Annotated in this window: 14 protein-coding genes and 1 pseudogene; 8 read left to right on the top strand and 7 right to left on the bottom strand. The window is 70.1% G+C overall.

Translation table 11 applies throughout. The features are described from left to right. Positions 1–1552 (top strand): acyltransferase domain-containing protein (locus CES90_RS22715; protein ID WP_208921438.1); only part of this gene is annotated, 1552 nt, incomplete at its 5' end. On the opposite strand, the pseudogene CES90_RS22710 reads toward CES90_RS22715, so the two are convergent. Then, a pseudogene (locus CES90_RS22710) lies at positions 1458–2462 on the bottom strand (homocysteine S-methyltransferase family protein); the annotation flags it as partial. The gene CES90_RS22715 and the pseudogene CES90_RS22710 sit on opposite strands and share 95 nt — an antisense overlap. A gap of 418 nt (positions 2463–2880) precedes the next feature. Here CES90_RS22710 and CES90_RS22705 point away from each other — a divergent pair. From CES90_RS22705 to CES90_RS22680, 6 genes are all read left to right on the top strand, one after another. Continuing rightward, complete coding sequence (locus CES90_RS22705; RefSeq protein ID WP_189788623.1) at positions 2881–3645, top strand: IclR family transcriptional regulator; 765 nt, start codon at positions 2881–2883, stop codon at positions 3643–3645. 296 nt (positions 3646–3941) lie between these two features. Next, positions 3942–4742, top strand: coding sequence for an MIP/aquaporin family protein (locus CES90_RS22700; protein ID WP_189788622.1), 801 nt, complete (start codon positions 3942–3944; stop codon positions 4740–4742). A 108-nt stretch (positions 4743–4850) separates the two neighbouring features. Beyond that, on the top strand, positions 4851–6389 hold the full coding sequence (glpK, locus tag CES90_RS22695; RefSeq protein ID WP_189788621.1) for a glycerol kinase GlpK: 1539 nt from the start codon (positions 4851–4853) through the stop codon (positions 6387–6389). Between the two features lie 66 nt (positions 6390–6455). Then, positions 6456–8072 carry a glycerol-3-phosphate dehydrogenase/oxidase gene (locus CES90_RS22690; protein ID WP_189788620.1) on the top strand — a complete coding sequence of 539 codons (1617 nt, stop codon included), beginning with the start codon at positions 6456–6458 and terminating at the stop codon, positions 8070–8072. Between the two features lie 144 nt (positions 8073–8216). Beyond that, on the top strand, positions 8217–8888 hold the full coding sequence (locus CES90_RS22685) for a FadR/GntR family transcriptional regulator (RefSeq protein ID WP_189788619.1): 672 nt from the start codon (positions 8217–8219) through the stop codon (positions 8886–8888). A gap of 158 nt (positions 8889–9046) precedes the next feature. Then, on the top strand, positions 9047–10018 hold the full coding sequence (locus CES90_RS22680; protein ID WP_189788618.1) for a PAC2 family protein: 972 nt from the start codon (positions 9047–9049) through the stop codon (positions 10016–10018). Between the two features lie 85 nt (positions 10019–10103). Here CES90_RS22680 and CES90_RS22675 read toward each other — a convergent pair whose 3' ends face one another. The 5 genes from CES90_RS22675 to CES90_RS22655 all read right to left on the bottom strand — a co-directional run bounded on the left by CES90_RS22675 (position 10104) and on the right by CES90_RS22655 (position 15054). Next, positions 10104–11123, bottom strand: coding sequence for an SMP-30/gluconolactonase/LRE family protein (locus CES90_RS22675; RefSeq protein ID WP_189788617.1), 1020 nt, complete (start codon positions 11121–11123; stop codon positions 10104–10106). Between the two features lie 269 nt (positions 11124–11392). Further along, a complete protein-coding gene (mshC, locus tag CES90_RS22670) occupies positions 11393–12622 on the bottom strand; it encodes a cysteine--1-D-myo-inosityl 2-amino-2-deoxy-alpha-D-glucopyranoside ligase (protein WP_189788616.1) in 1230 nt (409 codons plus the stop codon). Positions 12623–12883: 261 nt separating this feature from the next. Continuing rightward, positions 12884–13714 (bottom strand): SCO1664 family protein, encoded by an 831-nt coding sequence (locus CES90_RS22665; RefSeq protein WP_189788615.1) that lies wholly within the window; start codon positions 13712–13714, stop codon positions 12884–12886. Beyond that, on the bottom strand, positions 13678–14268 hold the full coding sequence (locus CES90_RS22660; protein WP_189788614.1) for a DUF3090 domain-containing protein: 591 nt from the start codon (positions 14266–14268) through the stop codon (positions 13678–13680). The genes CES90_RS22665 and CES90_RS22660 overlap by 37 nt, the downstream gene beginning before the upstream one ends. Before the next feature lie 99 nt (positions 14269–14367). Further along, the gene (locus CES90_RS22655) at positions 14368–15054 is read right to left on the bottom strand and encodes a histidine phosphatase family protein (RefSeq protein ID WP_189788613.1); all 687 of its coding nucleotides are present in this window, start codon (positions 15052–15054) and stop codon (positions 14368–14370) included. A gap of 175 nt (positions 15055–15229) precedes the next feature. On the opposite strand from CES90_RS22655, the gene corA reads away from it, so the two are divergent. Then, on the top strand, positions 15230–16225 hold the full coding sequence (corA, locus tag CES90_RS22650; RefSeq protein WP_189788612.1) for a magnesium/cobalt transporter CorA: 996 nt from the start codon (positions 15230–15232) through the stop codon (positions 16223–16225). Positions 16226–16312: 87 nt separating this feature from the next. Here corA and CES90_RS22645 read toward each other — a convergent pair whose 3' ends face one another. Further along, positions 16313–17101, bottom strand: coding sequence for a ferritin-like domain-containing protein (locus CES90_RS22645; protein WP_189788611.1), 789 nt, complete (start codon positions 17099–17101; stop codon positions 16313–16315). Positions 17102–17153: the final 52 nt, after the last annotated feature.

Raw genomic sequence — 17153 nt, 5'->3', positions numbered from 1 at the left:
TGTGGGGTTCTCGCTGGCGGCGGGTCGTTCGGTGTTCGAGCACCGGGTGGTGGTGACGGGCCGGGATCGCGGCGAGCTGCTGGCTGGTCTGGGGGCGGTGGCGTCGGGGTCGGATGTGCCGGGTGTGGTGCGGGGTGTGGCGGGGGCTGAAGTGCCTGATGTCGCTGTGCTGTTTTCGGGTCAGGGTGCGCAGCGGTTGGGTATGGGGCGGGGTTTGTATGAGGCGTTCCCGGTGTTTGCGGGGGCGTGGGATGCGGTGTGTGAGGTGCTGGATCCGCTGCTGGGGGCACCGCTGACGTCGGTGGTGTGGGCACCGGAGTCCGATGGTGGGGGGTTGTTGGATCGGACGGTGTGGGCTCAGGCGGGGTTGTTTGCGTTCGAGGTGGCGGCGTTCCGGTTGGTGGAGTCGTGGGGTGTGGTGCCGCGGTTCGTGGTGGGTCATTCGGTGGGTGAGCTGGCTGCGGCGCATGTGGCGGGTGTGCTGTCGCTGGGTGATGCGTGTCGTGTGGTGGCGGCGCGTGGCCGGCTGATGGATGCGCTGCCTGGGGGCGGGGTGATGGTGGCGGTGGAGGCTTCCGAGGAGGAGGTGTCCCCGCATCTGGGTGAGGGTGTGTCGGTTGCCGCGGTGAATGCTCCGGGTTCGGTGGTGGTGTCGGGTGAGGCCGAAGCCGTGCGGGGGGTGGTGGAGCGGTTTGCCGCCCTGGGGCGGCGGACGCGGTCTCTGCCGGTGAGTCATGCGTTTCATTCGGTGTTGATGGAGCCGATGCTGGAGGAGTTCCGGCGGGTTGTGGAGGGGGTGTCGTTCGGCCCGGCGCGTCTTGCGGTGGTGTCGACGCTGTCGGGTGGTGTGGCGGGTGCGGAGTTCTGCACGCCGGAGTACTGGGTGCGTCAGGTGCGTGAGGCGGTCCGGTTCGCCGACGCGGTCGAGTGCCTGGCCGGACAGGGCGTGTCGGCGTTCCTCGAGGTGGGGCCGGATGCCGCGCTGAGTCCGATGGCCGCACGGTGCCTGGACGACGGGACCAGCGTGGTGGTGCCGCTGATGCGCGAAGGGCGTGGTGCCGAACCCGCGCAGTTCGTCGAGGCGTTGGCGCTTGCGTACCAGCACGGGGTACAGGTCAGGTGGGCTGAGCTGTACACCGGTGCTGGAGCCCGGCGGGTGCCCCTGCCGACGTATGCCTTCGAGCGTGAGCGCTTCTGGTTGTCAGGCACGGATCGCCGTACCGAGGTGGAGAATTGGCGTTATCGCGCGGTGTGGCGTCCGGCGCCGGTCGGGCCGAGTGCGGATCAGCGGCTGTCGGGCCGGTGGCTGGCCGTGATTCCGGCGGGTACGGCTGAACAGGCCGACATGCGCGCGGTGTTGGCGGCCCTGAACGCGGCCGGCGCGGAGGTCGTGCCGGTCGAGGTGGGTGCCGACGCCGACCGGAACGCCCTGGCCGGGCGACTGCGCGAGGTCGCCGAGGACGTGGTCGGTGTTGCCTCCCTGCTGGCGTTGGGGGATGACGCTGGGTTTGTGCCGAATGCTCCGGCGTCGTCCCGCAGCAACCACCGATGAGGGACAGACCGTACTCGTGGACGAAGTTCTCCTGGGCGTCGGCGAGTCCCTCGGGGCCGAGCGGGAAGTGGGCACCGTCCCGGGTGAGGATCGGCAGGCCGGCGTTCGGCATGCACAGCAGCGGGGTGCGGGAGTGGCGGGCGAGATAGCGCAGGTGCTCGCTCATCTCCGCGGGGCCCGTCGAACAGTTCAGGCCGATCATGTCGATGCCGAGCGGTTCGAGTGCGGTGAGCGCGGCGCCGATCTCGGAGCCGAGGAGCATGGTGCCGGTCGTCTCGAACGCCATCGAGACCAGCAGGGGGACCTCGACGCCGGTGGCTTCCATGGCGCGGCGGGCGCCGAGGATGGAGGACTTCGTCTGCAGGAGGTCCTGTGTGGTCTCGACGATCAGCGCGTCGGCGCCGCCGGCGAGGAGTCCCTCGGCATTGGCCTGGAAGCCGTCGCGGAGGGTGGTGTAGCCGATGTGGCCGAGGGTCGGCAGCTTCGTGCCGGGGCCGATGGAACCGAGGACCCAGCGCTGGCGGCCGTCGCGGGCGCCGAACTCGTCGGCGGTCTCGCGGGCGATCCGTGCCCCGGCCTCGGACAGCTCGTACACGCGGTCGGCGATGTCGTACTCGGCCATCGCCGAGTGGTTGGCCCCGAAGGTGTTCGTCTCGACGCAGTCGACGCCGACCTCGAAGTAGGCCTCGTGGACGGAGCGGACGATGTCGGGGCGGGTGAGGTTCAGGATCTCGTTGCAGCCTTCGAGGTTCTCGAAGTCCTCCAAGGTCGGGTCCTGGGCCTGGAGCATCGTGCCCATCGCGCCGTCGGCGACCACCACGCGGGTGGCGAGGGCCTGGCGCAGTGCGTCGGATCGGGCCCGGCCTGCGGAGGCGGCGGACGAAGGGGACGTGTTCGGCGACGAGGCCATGAAGGTGCTCCCTGGAGTGCGACGGCTGTCGGCTTTGCGTCTTCCCATGGAAGTCGATGGAAGGCGCACGCCGTCAGCCTAGCCCGGCGCACGCGCGGACGGTCAGGGGCGTCCACGGGGCGGACGGGTGTGGCGTCTGTGGCGAGGTGCGGTTTACTCCGACGACGAACGGACGACGGGCGCGAGGTGGGCACGGTACGAGCATCGGACGGGCACCGGATGCACACGGGACGGGCACGGGATGGACACCGAACGGGCACGGGACAGACACCGTAAATCCACGTGGTGACCCGCGCGGCCGAAGAACTGTTGACGGCCATTGGCGGGAGGTCGGCAAGGACCGGTAGTGTTCGGCATTGCCGAACGTGGGAAGTTCATGCGCGTACGGTGGTCGAAGGGGACGGAGGGCAGGACGGCGATGGCACGGAACATCCAGTCGCTCGAACGGGCGGCCGCGATGCTGCGGCTGCTCGCGGGCGGCGAGCGGCGGCTCGGCCTGTCGGACATCGCCTCATCGCTGGGCCTCGCCAAGGGCACCGCCCACGGCATACTCCGCACGCTCCAGCACGAGGGCTTCGTCGAGCAGGACGACGCCTCCGGCCGGTACCAGCTGGGTGCCGAGCTGCTGCGGCTCGGGACCACCTATCTCGACGTCCACGAGCTGCGGGCGCGTGCCCTGGTGTGGACGGACGACCTGGCCCGCTCCAGCGGCGAGAGCGTCCACCTCGGCGTGCTGCATCAGCAGGGCGTGCTGATCGTGCACCACGTGTTCCGGCCCGACGACAGCCGGCAGGTCCTGGAAATAGGGGCCATGCAGCCGCTGCACTCCACGGCCCTGGGCAAGGTGCTGGCGGCGTACGACCCCGTGGCGCACAGCGAGGTTCTGGAGGGCGAGCGCAAGGCGTTCACCGAGCGGACCGTCTGCGCGGCGGCCGACTTCGAGGGTGTTCTGGACATCACCCGCGCGCGCGGGTACGCGGCCGACGTCGAGGAGACCTGGGAGGGCGTCGCGTCCATCGCCGCGCCCATCCACGACCGGCGGCGCATGCCCGTCGGCGCGGTCGGCATCACCGGCGCCGTGGAGCGCCTCTGCCGTGAGGGCGAACTGCGCCCCGAGCTGATCGCGGCGGTACGGGACTGTGCCCGCGCCGTATCACGGGACCTGGGCGCCGGGCGGTTCTGACCGGGCGGTTCCGAGCTGCCACGAGGAGGGCCGGGGCGCACTGGGCGTCACGGCCCTTTCCGGCGTACCCGTTCCGCCCTTTCCGCCCCTTTCCGCGCCCCTTCGAGATCGACGGGGCCGATCGCTCAGTAACGATCGTGTTTTCGACAGCACAACTCTTGACGCACCCGTGACGCCAGAGCAAGACTCCCGTCCATCGGTCGACATTGTCGAACACCTACCGGCAATACGCGCTACAGTGTCACAGCGCCAAGGGCCGAACCTTTTCCCCTGGACGAAGGACAAAGGAGTCGCGGGTGTCCAGCTCCGACATCTTCATCGGCGAGACCATCGGTACCGCCATACTCATCCTGCTCGGCGGTGGCGTGTGCGCCGCCGTCACGCTGAAGGCTTCCAAGGCCCGTAACGCCGGTTGGCTCGCCATCACCTTCGGGTGGGGTTTTGCCGTTCTGACGGCCGTCTACACCTCCGCGCCGCTCTCCGGCGCCCACCTGAACCCGGCCGTGACCCTCGCGCTCGCGCTCAAGAACGACGGCATCGACTGGAGCCAGGTCCCCACCTACTGGGGCGGGCAGCTCCTCGGCGCGATGATCGGCGCCGCTCTGGTCTGGATCGCCTACTACGGCCAGTTCCACGCCCACCTCACCGACAAGGAGATCGTCGGCGGTCCGGGCGCGGAGTCCACCAAGGCCAAGGCCGTCGAGGCGCGGGAGACCGGCGCCGGCCCGGTGCTCGGCATCTTCTCCACCGGCCCGGAGATCCGGAACGCGGCGCAGAACATCGCCACCGAGGTCATCGGCACCGTCGTCCTCGTCCTCGCGGTCCTCACCCAGGGCCTCAACGACAGCGGCAAGGGTCTCGGCACCCTCGGCGCCCTGGTCACCGCTCTCGTCGTGGTCTCCATCGGTCTGTCCCTCGGCGGCCCGACCGGCTACGCGATCAACCCGGCCCGCGACCTCGGTCCGCGTATCGTCCACGCCCTGCTCCCCCTGCCCAGCAAGGGCGGCTCCGACTGGAGCTACGCCTGGATCCCGGTGGCCGGTCCCCTGATCGGCGCAGCCATCGCGGCAGGCGTCTACAACGTCGCATTCGCTTAAGAGCACCAGAGCCGCCAGCCGCCGGCCGCCAGAGCCGCAGTCCTACGGAACGCTCAGCACGCGCCGTACGTACAGCCCGTTGACCAGTTGAACCTTCAGGAGCACACCGTGACCGACGCCCACACCGCCGGACCGTTCATCGCCGCGATCGACCAGGGCACCACCTCCAGCCGCTGCATCGTCTTCGACCGGGACGGCCGTATCGTCTCCGTCGACCAGAAGGAGCACGAGCAGATCTTCCCGAAGCCGGGCTGGGTCGAGCACAACGCCACCGAGATCTGGACCAACGTCCAGGAGGTCGTCGCCGGGGCCATCGAGAAGGCCGGCATCACCCGCGACGACATCAAGGCCATCGGCATCACCAACCAGCGCGAGACCACGCTGCTGTGGGACAAGAACACCGGTGAGCCCGTCCACAACGCCATCGTCTGGCAGGACACCCGCACCGACGCCCTCTGCAAGGAGCTCGGCCGCAACGTCGGGCAGGACCGTTTCCGCCGTGAGACCGGTCTGCCCCTGGCCTCCTACTTCGCCGGTCCGAAGGCCCGCTGGCTCCTGGACAACGTCGAGGGTCTGCGTGAGCGCGCCGAGGCCGGCGACATCCTCTTCGGCACCATGGACACCTGGGTCATCTGGAACCTGACCGGCGGTGTCAACGGCGGCCACCACGTCACCGACGTCACCAACGCCTCCCGCACCCTGCTGATGAACCTGCACACCCTGCAGTGGGACGAGAAGATCGCCGAGTCCATCGGCGTCCCGCTGTCGATGCTGCCGGAGATCCGCTCCTCCGCCGAGGTGTACGGGGAGATCACCGGCGGCAAGCTGGGCGACCTGCTCGGCGGCATCCCGGTCGCCTCCGCGCTCGGCGACCAGCAGGCGGCCCTGTTCGGCCAGACCTGTTTCGCCGAGGGCGAGGCCAAGTCCACGTACGGCACCGGCACGTTCATGCTCATGAACACCGGCGAGAAGATCATCAACTCCTACTCCGGCCTGCTGACGACCGTCGGCTACCGGATCGGCGACCAGAAGCCGGTCTACGCGCTGGAAGGCTCGATCGCCGTCACCGGTTCACTGGTGCAGTGGATGCGCGACCAGATGGGACTCATCTCCACGGCCGCCGAGATCGAGACCCTCGCGCTCTCGGTCGAGGACAACGGCGGCGCCTACTTCGTGCCGGCCTTCTCCGGTCTGTTCGCCCCGTACTGGCGCTCCGACGCCCGCGGTGTGATCGCCGGCCTGACCCGGTACGTCACCAAGGCGCACCTCGCGCGTGCCGTCCTGGAGGCCACGGCCTGGCAGACCCGTGAGATCACCGACGCCATGACGAAGGACTCCGGCGTCGAGCTCGCGGCCCTCAAGGTCGACGGCGGCATGACCTCCAACAACCTGCTGATGCAGACCCTCTCGGACTTCCTGGACGCCCCCGTGGTGCGCCCGATGGTCGCCGAGACCACCTGCCTCGGCGCCGCCTACGCCGCCGGTCTCGCCGTCGGCTTCTGGACCAGCACCGACGACCTGCGCGCCAACTGGCGCCGGGCCGCCGAGTGGACCCCCCGCATGGACGCGGAGACCCGCGACCGTGAGTACAAGAGCTGGCTCAAGGCCGTCGAGCGGACCATGGGCTGGATCGAAGACGAGCACTGACGAGAGCTGACGAGAGAGCCCAGGAAGCTCTGATCTCGAAGCTCTGATGAGGAGTAAGAACCCGACATGACCAGTCAGTCCACCCTGCAAGCCCTGCCTGCCCTGGGGACGCGCCCGGCGTCCGGCTCGAACCCGAGCCGTGCCGAGACCCGGGAGCAGCTCTCCAAGGCGTCGTACGACCTCCTCGTGATCGGCGGCGGCATCCTGGGCATATCCACCGCCTGGCACGCCGCGCAGTCCGGGCTCAGGGTGGCGCTGGTCGACGCCGGTGACTTCGCCGGCGCCACCTCCTCCGCCTCCTCCAAGCTGCTCCACGGCGGTCTGCGCTACTTGCAGACCGGCGCGGTGAAGCTGGTGGCGGAGAACCACTTCGAGCGCCGAGCGGTCTCCCGCCAGGTGGCCCCCCATCTCGCGAACCCGCTCACGTTCTACCTCCCCGTGTACCGGGGCGGGCCGCACGGCGCGGCGAAGCTCGGGGCGGGCGTCTTCGCCTACTCCGCGCTCTCCGCGTTCGGTGACGGCGTCGGACACCTGCTGTCGCCGGCGAAGGCCGCGCAGGACGTGCCCGAGCTGCGCACCAAGAACCTCAAGGCCGTGGCCGTGTACGGCGACGACCAGATGAACGACTCCCGGATGGCCCTGATGACGGTCCGCGCGGCCGTCGAGTCCGGGGCGGTCGTACTGAACCACGCCGAGGTCACCGGGCTGCGCTTCACCAAGGGGCGCGTGACCGGTGCCGAGCTGCGCGACCGGCTCTCCGGTGACGAGTTCGGGGTCGACGCGCGGCTGGTGCTGAACGCGACCGGGCCGTGGGTCGACCACCTGCGCAGGATGGAGAACCCGAACGCCGCGCCGTCCATCCGGCTGTCCAAGGGCGCGCACCTCGTCCTGAAGCGGACCTCCCCGTGGAAAGCCGCGCTCGCCACCCCCATCGACAAGTACCGCATCACCTTCGCCCTCCCCTGGGAGGACATGCTGCTGCTCGGTACGACGGACGAGGTGTACGAGGGCGACCCGGCGGACGTCGCCGTCAACGACAAGGACATCGCTCAGATCCTGGACGAGGCCGCGTTCTCGATCCGGGACCAGCAGCTCGACCGTGGTCTGATCACGTACGCCTTCGCGGGTCTTCGGGTGCTGCCGGGTGGGCCCGGGGACACGGCGAAGGCCAAGCGGGAGACGGTCGTCACCGAGGGTCGGGGCGGGATGCTGTCCGTGGCCGGCGGCAAGTGGACGACCTTCCGGCACATCGGGCGCACGATCATGAAGAAGCTGGAGGCGCTGCCGGGGCACCCGCTGGGTGAGGACTTCGAGCCGGTCTCCAGGCTGCCGAAGAAGCTGCCGCTTCCGGGGGTCGCGAATCCGCGCGCGGTCGCTCACCGGCTGCTTGTCGACCGGCCCGCGCCCAGGCCCCGCATGGGCGCCGACACCGCGCGGCATCTGGCCACGCACTACGGGTCGCTGGCCTTCGACATCGCTCGGCTCGCCAACGAGAACCCCGAGCTCGGTGAGCGGGTGCACCCCGACGCGCCGGAGATATGGGCGCAGGTCGTGTACGCGCGGGACACCGAGTGGGCCGAGACGGTCGACGATGTGCTGCGGCGGCGTACGACGTTGACGATCCGGGGGCTGGCGACGGACGAGGTCCGCGCGAAGGTCCAGGACCTGCTCGACAAGAAGTAGGACAGTAGGCCCCAGTAGGCCAAGGGGGCGGCTGCACATCCATGGGCCGGTGGAGCCGTCCCTTTCCTTTGTCGTGTAAAGGCGCTGATGGAGGCCCCATAATGGCCTGAGACATCGGATGTCTGAACGACAGGGAGGGCCGCCATGGCAGTCACTGACGAGGCGATCGAGAAGATCAAGGGGATGATCGTCTCCGGCGCGCTGCGCCCCGGCGACCGCCTGCCCAAGGAGAGCGAGCTCGCCGCCGATCTCGGGCTGTCCCGCAACTCCCTGCGCGAGGCGGTGCGCGCCCTGTCGTTGATCCGCATCCTGGACGTACGACAGGGCGACGGCACCTATGTCACGAGCCTGGACCCTCAACTCCTCCTGGAGGCGCTGAGTTTCGTCGTGGACTTCCACCGCGACGACACCGTCCTGGAGTTCCTCGCGGTACGCCGCATCCTGGAGCCGGCGGCCACCGCGATGGCCGCCCTGCGCATCAGTGAGCAGCAACTGGACGCACTGAGCGCGCAGTTGGACAAACTGGGCACCGAGCCGTCGGTGGAGGAGCTGGTCGCCTGCGACCTGGAGTTCCACAAGGGCATCGTGCAGAGCTCCGGGAACTCCGTGCTCTGCTCCCTCCTCGACGGCCTGTCCGGCCCGACCACCCGGGCCCGTATCTGGCGCGGCCTCACCCAGGAGGACGCCGTCAGCCGCACCCTTCACGAACACCGCGCCATCCTCGCCGCCCTCCGCGACCGCGACGCGGAGGCCGCCCGTTCGTGGGCGACGGTCCATATCGCGAGCGTGGAGCAGTGGCTGCGGTCGTCGCTGTGAGAAGTCGATCACTCAGGGCGCCTGTGGTCCGCGAGTGTTTGAGCCGTGCGAACGGGGCATTGATCCGTTCACTCCCCCGTGCAAGGGGGCTGCGGAGGCCCCCTGGGCACGCCGTAAGGTTGAGGCGTACGCGAGGGCACGTCGGAAGGAGGCGCTGGGTGATCGAGCTGGAGGGGGTTCCCGAGCTGATCGACCCAGTCATGGTGGCCGCGTTCGAAGGCTGGAACGACGCCGGCGACGCCGCCTCAACCGCGGTCGCGCACCTGGACAAGGAGTGGAAGGGCGAGGTGTTCGCGGCGCTGGACGCCGAGGACTACTACGACTTCCAGGTGAACCGGCCCACGGTGTGGCTGGACGGCGGCGTACGGAAGATCACCTGGCCGACGACGAGGTTGTCCGTGGTCAGGGTCGGCGGCGAGAAGCCCCGTGATCTCGTACTCGTCCGAGGCATCGAACCGTCGATGCGGTGGCGCTCGTTCTGCAACGAGCTGCTGGGCTTCGCCCACGAACTGGGCGTGGAGCTGGTCGTCATCCTGGGCGCGCTGCTCGGCGACACCCCGCACACCCGTCCGGTTCCGGTCAGCGGTGTCACGTCCGACCCGGACCTGGCGCAGCGGATGGATCTGGAGGAGACCAAGTACGAGGGCCCCACGGGCATCGTCGGCATCCTCCAGGAAGCGTGCACGCACGCGGGCGTCCCGGCGGTCTCGCTCTGGGCCGCGGTGCCGCACTACGTGTCGCAGCCGCCGAACCCGAAGGCGACGCTGGCCCTGCTGAACCGGCTCGAGGACCTGATCGACGTGCGCATTCCACTGGGCGAGCTGCCCGAGGACGCGCGTGCGTGGCAGGTGGGCGTGGATCAGCTGGCCGCCGAGGACAGCGAGGTCGCGGAGTACGTGCAGACGCTGGAGGAGGCCCGGGACACCGCGGAGCTGCCGGAGGCATCGGGCGAGGCGATCGCTCGGGAGTTCGAGCGGTATCTGCGGCGCCGGGATGGGGGCGGGAACCCTGCGGGGCCGACCGGGCATGCTACGGCTGACGGGGGTGACGGGGGGGCCGGTACATGGCGTACGCGGCCGCCCAAACCGCCACGGCCGGATGCCGGTGACGAGGAATCGTCCGAGGAATGATCAGCTGTGTTGGGGACGCTGCGCGACAACCTGCGGGCCTGTTGTGGTTGATCGCGCAGTTCCCCGCGCGTTTTTATAAGTGACCTCAGCGTTCCACTGCGACAACGGCGTACGTCGTGTCCGGGGTGGGGGTTGTGGTGAAGCGGGCGTTGGGCAGGTAGAGGCGGTTCTTGAACGCGGCCACCGTCGTCGGGACGTCGAAGTCCGCGTCCGTGATGCGGCCCTCGAAGATGCCGCTGCGGCCGTCCTTCGAGAGCTTGAAGATGTCGATCGCGTTCTGGCGGTTCTGTACGACGTAGAGGCGCCGTCCCAGGAGCAGCAGGCCGTCGCCGTTGGTAAGGGGGGCGGCGTCGCCGAGGTCGACGAGCTTGGTCACGCCGGTCCTGGGATTGACGCGGTGCAGGCCGCCGACGCCGGACTGGACGACCAGCAGGGCCTTGCCGTCCGGGGTGCTGGTGATGCCGTTGGCGTTGACGGTCTCGCCCGGCGTCTGGGTCCAGTCGCCGCTGAGCGTGACCGTCACGGCCTCGTCCGCGTCCGGCAGGGCGCCGTGGCGGCCGAGCGGCAGGGCGTAGAGCGCCGGCTGGAACGAGTCGGTGAACCAGGCGCTGCGCGGGGTCAGGAAGACGTCGTTGGCGAAGGTCGGCGTCTTCGTGGTGAGCACGTAGGACGCGATGATCTCGCCGGTGCGCACGTCGACCACCCGGGCGCCCTGACCGCGTCCGGCGACGAACAGCCGCCCCCGGCCGTCGAGTTTGAGCCCCACGGAGGGCGTACCGGGGCCCGCGGAGATGATGCCGCCCTGGCCCGTACGGAGGTCGGCGCGGTAGATCGAGCCGTCTCCGAGGGAGCCGAGATAGGCGTACGGGCCGCCGCCGATGGTGATGCCCTCGGGGCGGAAGCCGTTGGGCAGTGGGATGACGTCGGGCCAGGAACTCGCGGGCGTCTCCGCGGTGCCGGCGGCCGTCTCCGCGGTGTCGGCCGCCGTCGCGGTGCCGGCCGCCGTTGCCCCGACGAGCAGCGCGCCCGCCGTGGCCGCGGCCGACGTGGCGAGCAGTCTTCGCCGGCTGATGTGAGGTGCGGAGGAGGAGTGCGGGGGTGCCACTGTTCGTCCCTTCCACGAAGGGACCGGCAGCTGGCCGGTCCGGCTTTCAACTGGCTCTGTCACCCCATCACATGCCGATGGTCCCCGTAGTGCTTCGCCATTCGAACGACAGCGTCTTGACAGCGTCACGACAGTTACCGGCCGGATTGTCACGTGACATCAATTTCCGGACGGATTGCTGAAGTTGTACCTGATGATCACCGGCTGACGGCGGGTCAACGAAGAGGGCGCCCCCTTCGGTCGAAGGAGGCGCCCTATGAGTCAGGATGTCACAGCGCCACACCCAGCAGCCCGTCCACGGCACGGGATACGACGCCGGGCGCCGCCTCGTCCGTACCGCCCTGCTCCTGCTGGAGCGTGGCCCAGCGGTCGACCGCGGCGAGCGCGGCCGGGGCGTCCAGATCGTTCGCGAGGGCCTCTCGGATCTCCTCGACGAGCGCCTCGGCGGGCGGCCCGTCGGGACGGGAGACGGCGGCGCGCCACCGGTCGAGCCGCGCGACGGCGTCTTCGAGGACCTGGTCGGTCCACTCCCAGTCGGCCCGGTAGTGGTGCGCGAGCAGCGTGAGCCGTATGGCGGCCGGGTCGACCCCGTCGCGCCGCAGTTTGGAGACGAAGACCAGGTTGCCCTTGGACTTCGACATCTTCTCGCCGTGCAGCGCGACCATGCCGGCGTGGACGTACGCCTTGGCCATGGGGAACTCGCCGGTCAGCACCTGGGCGTGCGAGGCGCCCATCTCGTGGTGCGGGAAGGCGAGGTCGGAGCCTCCGCCCTGGACGTCGAAGCCCATGCCGAGGTGGTCGAGGGCGATGGCGACGCACTCGATGTGCCAGCCGGGCCGACCGCGCCCGAGGGAGCCGCCGTCCCAGCTGGGCTCGCCCTCGCGCGCGGCCATCCAGAGCATCGGGTCGAGGGGGTTCTTCTTGCCCACGCGGTCCGGGTCGCCGCCGCGCTCGGCGGAGAGCAGGCGCATGGCGGCGGCGTCGAGGCCCGAGACCTTGCCGAAGTCCGGGTCGGCCTCGACGGAGAAGTAGATGTCGCCTTCGAGTTCGTACGCGGCGCCGGCGTCCCGGAGACGTTCGACGAGCGGCACTATGCCGGGGATGGCCTCGACAGCGCCGATGTAGTCCTGCGGCGGCAGCATCCGCAGGGCGGTCATGTCCTCACGGAAGAGGGCGGTCTCCTTCTCGGCGAGGGCCACCCAGTCGACGCCGTCGCGCTCGGCCCGCTCCAGGAGCGGATCGTCGACGTCGGTCACGTTCTGGACGTAGTGAACCTGCCGCTTGGTGTCGAGCCACACGCGCTGTACGAGGTCGAACGCGTTGTAGGTCGCCGCGTGACCCATGTGGGTCGCGTCGTACGGGGTGATACCGCAGACGTAGATACGGGCGACGGGACCGGGCTCGAGGGTGACGAGCCTCCCGGTCGCGGTGTCGTGGATCCGGAGGTCGCGGCCCTTGCCAGGCAGGGCGGGGACCTCAGAAGCGGGCCAGGCATGCATGTACATGAGCCTAACCCGATCCCTCCGGGGCTAAGCCGGGCGCCTGGTGACTCGGGGGTACGCGGGTGGGCCGGGGTGGGGCGCCCAATAGCTCGGGGATACGGCTTGTACGGCGGCCGCGGGTTGTGTGTGGCTGGTCGCTCCCCCACTCTCGGCTTCGCTCGAGCGGGGGGGGACCCCCATCGCGGCGGAGCCGCATATCGGCAGAGCCCCGCGCCCCTTGAGGGGCGCGACCCCGCCCGGCCACAGCCGAGGCGCACCTCACACCGGCGGCCACGGGATCGCCGGCCACTCTCCGCTGGGCTCCGGGTGCCGGCCGCTTTTCAGGAGGGCAGCCACCCGCTGCCTCGTGGCCTCCAGCTCCGCCCCCGTGATCAAGGGCGACAGCCGCGCCGCCAGCGGCCCGCCCTCCCCCAGCCCGTCCCGCAGCCGTTCCAGCACAGCCACGGCCTCGTCGGTGAGCGACTCCCCCGCCCAACCCCACAACAACGTCCGTAGCTTGTTCTCGACGTTGAAGGTCACCCCGTGGTCGATCCCGTACAGCCGCCCGCCACCCGTCGGCAGCAGATGCCCGCCCTTGCGGTCGGCGTTGTTGACGACCGCGTCGAGGACGGCGAGCCGCCGCAACCGCTCGTCGTCGGCGTGCACGAGGAGCGCGGTCTTCCCGTCCCCGACCTCGGCGAACCCCACGGCCTTCCAGCCCTCGCCCGCCTCCTCACCGTCGACGAGCGCGAGCAGCTCCGACCCGGGCTCCCCCTCGATCCACAGCTGGCACATGCCCTCCCCGTACGGGCCGTCCCGCAGCACGGTGGGCGGCACGAGCGCCCACCCGGTCGCCTCGGACACCTCGTACGCGGCGACCTCCCGCTGTGCCAGCGTGCCGTCGGGGAAGTCCCAGAGTGGCCGCTCCCCGGCGACGGGCTTGTACACACAGGCCGCCTCTCGGCCCTCGTACGAGACGGTGCAGTACAGCACCGCGTTGGACGCCTCACGGACGCGCCCGCGCACGGTCAGCTCACCGGCGGCGAGCAGCTCGACCACGGGGTCGGCGGCCGTCAGGCCCCGCGGCGGTATCCGTTCTGGCGCGGACATACGTGTCCCTCCGGGTCGAGCGGCAGGCTGCACAGGGGGCACGGCGGCCGCCCCGCGTTGACGACGTCGAGGGCGCGCTTGGCGAAGGCCCGGGCCTGCGCGCCGGTGAGGCGGACGCGTAGCATCGGCGGACCGTTCTCCTCGTCCTGGAGCATCCGCTCCTCCGCCTCGGCGAGGTCCTCCTCGGAGTCGGCGTCCAGCTCGACCAGGGCCTGGGCCTCGACGATCATGCGCTGCTCGTCGCCGTCCCAGGCCAGCGCCATGGTGCCGACCCGGAACTCCTCCTCGATGGGAGTGTCGAGCGGCGCCGTGTCCGCCACCTCGGTGGGCGCGACGGCGGGCACCGAGGCGCTGCCGCCGCTGCGCCGTACGACCTCGTCCAGCAGTTCGTCCATGCGTTCGGCGAGCGCGGCGACCTGGGTCTTCTCCAGGGACACGCTGGTGACGCGTTGTCCTGCGGTGGCCTGCAGGAAGAAGGTCCGGCGCCCGGGCAGCCCGACCGTACCGGCCACGAAGCGGTCCGGGGGGTCGTAGAGGAACACCTGACGGGACACGTCCTGTCTCCATTGGAATCGACGTCGGGACCGGCCGCGTCGGCGGCTGAGTGGTTCAGCGTGCCGCCCGCGACCGCTTCACCCTACTGCGGTTGACGATCACGGTGCCCCCGCACCGCCCCCGATGGTCGCGTCACCGCTCGGGGGCTCCTCGCGCGGCGCCAGGGACGAGAAGTCCCCGGTGTCGCCGAGACGGACGAGAAACGGCCTCAGGCGTGTGTAACGGATCGCGGTGATGGAACACGGTTCGACGGCGATCCGCTGGAAGAGGTCCAGATGAAGTCCGAGTGCGTCCGCGACGAGCGACTTGATGACGTCGCCGTGCGAGCACATCAGATACACGGCGTCGGCCCCGTGCTCGCGCTCCACGCGCGCGTTCCACTCCCGTACGGCCTCGGCGGCCCGGTGCTGCATGGCCCGCATCGACTCACCACCGGGGAACTCGGCCGCCGTCGGATGCGCCTGTACGACCTCCATCAGCGGCTCGTCCTTCAGTTCGGCGAGCTTGCGGCCGGACCAGTCGCCGTAATGGCATTCGCCGATGCGTTCGTCGGTGTGCGGGCTGAGCTCGGGCCGGGCATCGAGGAGGGGACGGAGCGTTTCCTGGCAGCGCTGCAGCGGGCTGGTGACGACCTCGGCTATCGGCAGCCCGGCGAGGCGGCCGGGCAGCGCCGCGGCCTGCGCGGCGCCGCGCTCGTCGAGCGCGACACCGGGCGTCCAGCCGGCGAGCACTCCCTCGGTGTTGGCGGTGGAACGTCCGTGCCGGACAAGGATCAACGTGGGCATGCGGCCCAGCGTAGGCGCTCCGCTGGAGGCGCAGTGATGAACCTGCGGGCCGGTGGGGGCCGGTCGCGCCCACGCGGCGGAGCCGCATATCGGCAGAGCCCCGCGCCCCTTTGGGGCGCGGTACCGCGCCGGGGGGCGGAAGGACGCTCCCGGAGACCGGAGAAAGGAATCTCCCGTGATCGTCGACTGCGCCGTCTACCGCGACGGCCATCGCACCGAGGGCCCCGACGACCTTTCCGACGCCCTGGCCACCGCCCGTGCGTCCGGCGGCTTCGTGTGGATCGGGCTGCACGAGCCGACGGAGAAGGAGTTCGCCCTGGTCACCGAGGAGTTCGCGCTGCATCCGCTGGCCGTCGAGGACGCTCTGAAGGCCCACCAGCGGCCCAAGCTGGAGGTGTACGAGGACTCGCTGTTCATGGTCATCAAACCGGTGGTGTACGAGCCGGCCGGTGACACCGTGACCACCGGCGAGATCATGGTCTTCCTCGGCGACTCGTTCGTGGTGACCGTCCGCCACGGCGAGGGCTCGCCCCTGGGTCTCGTACGCCGCCGTCTGGAGCGGGAGCCGGAACTGCTGGGCGAGGGGCCGACGTCCGTGCTGTACGCGATCACCGACGCCGCCGTCGACCACTACCTGGACGTGGCGACCGAGCTCCAGACCGACCTGGAGGAGCTGGAGGCGGAGGTCTTCTCCCCGGACGTCGGCGGTTCACGGAACACGGCGTCCAGGATCTACACCTTCAAACGCCAGGTGCTGGAGTTCCGCCGCGCCACCGGCCCGCTCGCCGCACCGCTCGTCCGCCTCTCCGGCACGGGCAACCACAGCACCGCGGTGCCCTTCGTCGACGAGAAGGCCCGGCCGTTCTTCCGCGACGTCAACGACCACCTCACCCGGGTGAACGAGTCCGTCGAGGGCCTGGACCGGCTGGTGTCGGACATCCTCTCGGCGCATCTGGCCCAGATGAGTGTGCGACAGAACGACGACATGCGGAAGATCTCCGCGTGGGCGGCCATGGCGGCGATCCCGACGATGGTCGCCGGGGTCTACGGCATGAACTTCGAGCACATGCCCGAGTTGCGCTGGGTGTGGTCGTATCCGGCGCTGGTCGCGCTGATGGCCGTGGCGGAGGTGTTGGTGTACCGGCTCTTCAAGCGGCGGGGGTGGCTCTAGGGGGTGTTCTGAATGCCCCCGCACGCGCGCGTGCGGCGGTGTTCGGCCGCACGCGCGCGTAAGGACGGTCGGGGTGCGGGCGGGGGTTCAGGCGAACTCGGGTGCCGTCGTCGCCGGGCCGCCCAGGGCGTCGCGGCGTTCCGGCATCGACAGGGTGACCATGCGGCGCCAGCCGAAGGCCCGCTCGTAGGCGTACATGGCGCGGATACCGGCGGCGAGGACGGCCGCCTTGGCCTTCGGCCAGCCGAGGATGCGCCCCATGTGGTCCATCACGGCGAGGCTGACGTCCCGGTAGATGCCGATCTCCGCGAGGGCGCACTCGCGGAGCGTCCGCTGGATGAGGCGGCCATGCCCGGCGGCGGCGAAGCGCAGCAGTTCCTCGTGGGTGTACGCGAGGTGGTTGTCCTCGTCGTCGGAGATCATCCGGACGGCCTTGCCGATCTCGGGGTGGCTCGCGAAGTGCTTGCGGAGCATCACCATCTGGTCGGCGGCCCGCTGTTCGGTGACCCGGCTGTGGGACAGGTAGACGATGATGTCCCGCACCGTGAGCGGCTGGTCGGCCTTCAGCTTGTCGTGTGCGAGGCCGATGCCGTGGCGCTCCAGGAGCATGGTGTAGTCGGTCTCGGGCGGGACCTCCATGGGCTGGAGGCCACGCTTCTTCATGAGGGCGTTGAAGATCCGCCCGTGTTTGTCCTCGTCGGCGCCGTGCCGGGTGATCTTGGGCGCGAGTGCGCGCTCGCTCTGCGGGACGAGCGCGGCGATGCGCGCGTTCTCCCAGCCGCCCTGTTTCTCCCCGCTGGCGGCGATGGAGCAGAACAGTCGGAACGACTCGTCGTTGTCGACGATTTCCTGGAACAGACTCTTGGCCGAAAGCATGTGAGGCACCTCTCTGCAGGACCCTGCAAAACGAGTCAAATGGGGTGCCAGG

Source organism: Streptomyces capitiformicae (assembly GCF_002214185.1).
GTDB classification, from domain to species: domain Bacteria; phylum Actinomycetota; class Actinomycetes; order Streptomycetales; family Streptomycetaceae; genus Streptomyces; species Streptomyces capitiformicae.
Note: the sequence above shows the minus strand (reverse complement) of the source record. Positions and strands in the feature narration are given on the sequence as shown.